Annotated in this window: 4 protein-coding genes; all 4 read left to right on the forward strand. The window is 49.8% G+C overall.

Annotation, left to right across the window (positions count from 1 at the left end; all coding sequences use genetic code 11):
• Positions 1-146: 146 nt before the first annotated feature.
• The 4 genes from AB7D94_RS16395 to fusA all read left to right on the forward strand — a co-directional run bounded on the left by AB7D94_RS16395 (position 147) and on the right by fusA (position 4,860).
• On the forward strand, positions 147-1,382 hold the full coding sequence (locus tag AB7D94_RS16395) for an aspartate kinase (RefSeq protein ID WP_420267120.1): 1,236 nt from the start codon (positions 147-149) through the stop codon (positions 1,380-1,382).
• A 281-nt stretch (positions 1,383-1,663) separates the two neighbouring features.
• A complete protein-coding gene (rpsL, locus tag AB7D94_RS16400; RefSeq protein WP_420267122.1) occupies positions 1,664-2,035 on the forward strand; it encodes a 30S ribosomal protein S12 in 372 nt (123 codons plus the stop codon).
• A 218-nt stretch (positions 2,036-2,253) separates the two neighbouring features.
• Positions 2,254-2,724, forward strand: a complete 471-nt coding sequence (gene rpsG, locus AB7D94_RS16405) for a 30S ribosomal protein S7 (protein ID WP_420267124.1) — start codon at positions 2,254-2,256, stop codon at positions 2,722-2,724.
• 51 nt (positions 2,725-2,775) lie between these two features.
• Positions 2,776-4,860: an elongation factor G gene (gene fusA, locus AB7D94_RS16410; protein WP_420267125.1), complete on the forward strand. Its 2,085-nt coding sequence runs from the start codon at positions 2,776-2,778 to the stop codon at positions 4,858-4,860.
• Positions 4,861-5,023: the final 163 nt, after the last annotated feature.

Consider the following 5,023-nt stretch of genomic DNA (forward strand, 5'->3'; position numbering starts at 1 on the left):
ATTATACTATACATACTACCAGTATCGTTCTTGCCTTCACCGAGAATCGCTGGCGGCAAACCCCAAGCATAGATTTTTACCCTCACTTTATGCTTTACTAATGCCCGTGTAGTATAAACTTTTCGATTGGAGGCATTACCGCAGCTATGCTCGCAAAAAAATTAATAGTACAAAAATATGGAGGTACCTCCGTTGGTACCAAAGACAGGATTATGGCCGTTGCCCAAAGGGCGGTGAAAACCAAAAGGGCAAACAACGCCGTTGTGCTCGTCGTGTCCGCTATGTCCGGTGAAACAGACCGGTTGATTCGTCTGGCCGGCGAGATGCACGAAAGTCCTCCCGAAAGAGAGCTTGATATGCTCCTCTCAAGCGGAGAAAGGATAAGCGCCGCACTGACCGCTATGGCTATAGAGGCCCTCGGCGAAAAGGCCGTATCATTATCCGGACGCCAGGTAGGTATAATCACCGACTCCATGCACACAAAGGCAAAGATAGAACACGTGCATGCTGGCCGCGTCAGACAGACCATTGACGAGGACATGATTGCCGTAATCGCGGGGTTTCAGGGCGTCACTGAGGATATGTCAGAGGTCACCACACTTGGCAGGGGAGGGTCTGACCTTACCGCCGTTGCGGTTGCGGCAGCGCTCAGGGCCGACCTATGTGAGATATACACCGATGTTGACGGCGTCTATACGGCAGACCCAAACGTTGTAAAAAACGCGAGGAAACTGGACAAAATTTCCTATGACGAAATGCTTGAGCTTGCGAGCCTCGGTGCCAAGGTGCTGCAGAGCCGCTCCGTGGAATTCGCCAGTAAGTACGAAGTCCCGCTTGTCGTACGCTCAAGTTTCAGCGAGGAGCCAGGCACACTCGTTATGAAGGAGGATAAAGATATGGAAAACGTGGTAGTCTCAGGAATCGCCTGCGATAAGAATCAGGTTAAGCTGACCGCGCTTGGAGTGCCCGATAAGCCCGGTATCGCCGCTAAGATTTTCAGCGCCATCGCACAAAGGGGCATAGTGGTGGATATGATAGTGCAAAACGTCAGCGCCGACGGCAGCGTTGCCGATATTTCGTTCACCGTGCCCAAGACCGACTCAAAAGGCGCCCTTGAGATAACAACATCAGTGGCACAGACCCTCGGCGCTAAGTCCGTAATCGTAAAAGATGACATAGCAAAGATATCTATCGTAGGCGTAGGCATGAGGACACACTCCGGGGCCGCCGCTAAAATGTTCCAAACCCTCTCGGACAACAATATAAATATCATGATGATAAGCACATCGGAGATAAAAATCTCCTGCGTCATAGAAGGCAAATACAGCGAACTTGCACAGCGCGAACTCCACGAGGTCTTCGCACTCGAAAAGGCCGGCTGAGGGGGTTTTTGAGACCGATGAACTGTTGGCCAATCAGGCCGCCGTGCCCGCCTGATGTTTTTTTTACATTATTATTATATTCTTGTTGACAAATGAAAATCGTTATGGTAGTATTCCACTCGTTACGGTGCTATTCTGCTCGTTTGGAAGCAGGGTAGATGAATGGGTTGGCCGACAGGCCCTGTTACTATTGATCGGAAGAGGGCCGACGGGTTGGTCAGAAGGGCATGAGCGAGAGTAACAGGGTATGAACGAGTAGTACAGATGATTGTGGAGGGATATTGCCTACAATAGCACAGCTAGTAAGAAAGGGTAGAAAGGATGTAGTGAAAAAGACGAAGAGTCCGGCACTGCAGAGGTGTCCGCAGCGCCAGGGTGTGTGCACAAGGGTATATACTACTACGCCAAAAAAGCCGAACTCGGCCCTGAGAAAAGTAGCAAGGGTCAGGCTGTCAAACGGCCTGGAGGTGACGGCATATATACCTGGAGTGGGACATAATCTTCAGGAGCACTCCATGGTGTTGATACGCGGAGGGAGAGTCAAAGACCTTCCCGGCGTGAGGTATCATATAATCAGAGGGTCGCTGGACACAGTAGGAGTCGCGGACAGAAGGCGCGGGCGGTCCAAGTATGGAGCAAAGAAACCCAAGTAAGTTACCCCAAACGACTATCCTAATATTTGCCAATATACAGCCAATATGCAGGCCAATATACAGGAGTGGATATGTAGGAGTGAATGTACGGCTGTTTTTATGTCGGCAATGTTTGGGGCGGTGTGGTGGATATGTAGGATATGTAGTGGATATTAAGAATGGCTTGATGTTAAGATAGGGTTGAGAGATACTAAACTAAATACCGTGAGGTAATTATTATGCCAAGAAGAAGAGTCGCAGAGAGAAAAGAGGTCCTGCCGGACCCCAAGTACAATAGTAAGATAGTAGGGAAGTTCATCAATATTCTCGTAGAGGACGGCAAGAAGGCGATAGCCGAGAGAATCTGCTACGGTGCCTTCGAAATAATGAAGACAAAGACAGGCGACGACCCTCTGAAGATATTTAAGACGTCAATTGAAAACGTAAAGCCAATGATAGAGGTAAAACCCCGCCGTGTGGGCGGTGCCACATACCAGGTGCCAGTTGAAATAAGGCAGCAGAGGCGTATGGCACTGGCATACAGGTGGATAATTAACTACTCAAGACAACGTCAGGAAAAGACCATGACCGACCGCCTTGCGGCCGAACTCCTTGACGCATATAATAACACCGGGTCCTCCGTAAAGAAAAAGGAAGATACCCATAAGATGGCCGACGCAAACAAGGCGTTTGCCCACTATCGCTGGTAGGCCGCGCCGCTTAGGCCGCCGCTTAGGGTGACAAGAGAAGGATAAGAAGATATGTCAGATGAGAGGTTTCCTCTTGAAAGGACGAGAAATATCGGGATTATGGCGCATATTGACGCGGGCAAGACCACCACGACCGAGAGGATTCTCTACTACACAGGAGTTACATATAAGATAGGTGAAGTGCACGACGGTACTGCCGTAATGGACTGGATGCCCCAGGAACAGGAAAGGGGTATAACTATAACATCGGCGGCAACTACGTGTTTTTGGAATGACCACAAGATAAATATAATAGATACCCCGGGGCACGTGGACTTCACAATAGAGGTAGAACGGTCAATGAGGGTACTGGACGGTACTATAATCGTCCTTGACGTTGTCTCAGGCGTCGAGCCGCAGACTGAGACCGTGTGGAGGCAGGCGGATAGGTATAACGTGCCAAGAATAGCGTTCTTAAATAAAATGGACAGGGTCGGGGCGGACTATTACATGTCGGTAACCTCAATGGTGGAAAAACTTGGAGCAAACCCCGTGCCGGTACAAATCCCTATGGGTGCCGAGGATAAGTTTCTCGGTCCGATAGATTTAGTGAAAATGAAGGCGTACTATTACGACGACGATGTGCTGGGGGCGGGATTCAGAGAGGCCGAGGTGCCCGAGGAGTACGCCGAACTGGCGGCGGAGTTCAGGGAAAAATTAATAGAATCAGTGTCCGAGGTAGACGATGTCCTGACAGATAAATATCTCAACGGCGTAAAGCTGCAGGAGCATGAGATAATGGCAGCCCTCAGAAAGGGTGTGGCAGACAGGACGCTCGTGCCGGTGTTTTGCGGGGCGGCCTTTAAGAATAAAGGCATACAGATGCTTCTTGACGGTGTGGTGGATTACCTGCCGTCACCGCTGGATGTGCCGCCAATAATGGGCATAGACCCGGCAAGCGGAGAGTCCGTAGAGCGTAAACCCTCAGATGATGAGCCGTTTTCAGCCCTTGCCTTTAAAATTATGACAGACACCTACGTAGGACAGTTGACCTTTACCCGCGTATATTCAGGGGTGCTGAAGTCAGGGTCATACATTTATAATTCGACGAAGGATAAAAAAGAAAGAATAAGCAGGCTTGTGCGAATGCACGCCAGTAAGAGGGAAGAGATTGGCGAGGTAAGGGCCGGCGACATAGCCGCGGTAGTGGGCCTGAAAAGTACGCTCACAGGGGATACCCTTTGCGATGAGAAAAGTCCGGTCATCCTGGAGTCAATACAGTTCCCCGAACCGGTTATCTCGGTTGCGATAGAACCCAAGACAAAGGACGACAGAGACAAACTCTATACGTCGTTGAATAAATTGACTCAGGAAGACCCCTCGTTTAAGGTAAAGTTTAATGAAGAGACAGGACAGACACTGATAGCCGGTATGGGTGAGCTTCACCTTGAGATAATAGTTGACCGGCTGCTGAGGGAGTTCAAAGTAGGCGCCAATGTCGGGAAGCCTCAGGTGGCCTACAGAGAGACCGTAAAGGCGGAGGCCCACGGCGACGGCAAGTACATAAGGCAGACCGGAGGCCGCGGCCAGTACGGGCACGCAAAGATAGTCCTGATACCGCTTGGCAGAGGCAGCGGTTTTGAATTCGAAAATAAGATTGTGGGCGGCTCAGTCCCAAGAGAATATATAGCACCCATAGAGGCAGGAATAAAGGAGGCCCTGAGCAATGGCATTATCGCCGGGTTTCCTGTGGTTGACGTAAGGGCTGAGCTATACGATGGCTCATACCACGAGGTAGATTCCTCTGAGATGGCCTTTAAGATAGCAGGCTCTATGGCAATGAAGGATGCGATGAAAAAGGCCTCCCCTGTGCTGTTGGAGCCGATAATGGATGTCGAAGTGGTTACCCCGGAAGACTATATGGGCGACGTCATTGGCGACATCAACAGCAGGCGCGGAAAGATACACTCAATGGTCAAAAGGGGCAACGCGCAGATAATAAAGACAACAGTGCCGCTTTCGGAGATGTTTGGTTATGCAACTGACCTTCGCTCCCGAACACAGGGAAGGGCAAGTTATTCGATGCAGTTGGCACACTACGATGAGCTGCCTAAAAGTGTGGCCGACGAGATAATTAAAAAAATTAAGGGTATATGATTTTTTTTGTTGACATAAGATATTATGTCGTGCTACACTCGTTGTTTCCTGTTATAGGAGAGAGAGGCAGGAGAAGGTTAGGAGATAGTTATGATATGGGCAGGAGATTAAGGAGGACAGATAATGGCAAAGACTAAGTTTGAGAGGACAAAGCCGCATGTAA

Origin of the sequence: Candidatus Magnetominusculus dajiuhuensis, from assembly GCF_046044395.1 — a bacterium.
Lineage (GTDB): Bacteria > Nitrospirota > Thermodesulfovibrionia > Thermodesulfovibrionales > Magnetobacteriaceae > Magnetominusculus > Magnetominusculus dajiuhuensis.

Bases quoted from the DNA above. Each gene is read 5' to 3' on its own strand.
- AB7D94_RS16395 (WP_420267120.1), top strand. From the start codon at position 147: ATGCTCGCAAAAAAATTAATAGTACAAAAATATGGAGGTACCTCCGTT.
- rpsG (WP_420267124.1), top strand. From the start codon at position 2,254: ATGCCAAGAAGAAGAGTCGCAGAGAGAAAAGAGGTCCTGCCGGACCCC.
- fusA (WP_420267125.1), top strand. From the start codon at position 2,776: ATGTCAGATGAGAGGTTTCCTCTTGAAAGGACGAGAAATATCGGGATT.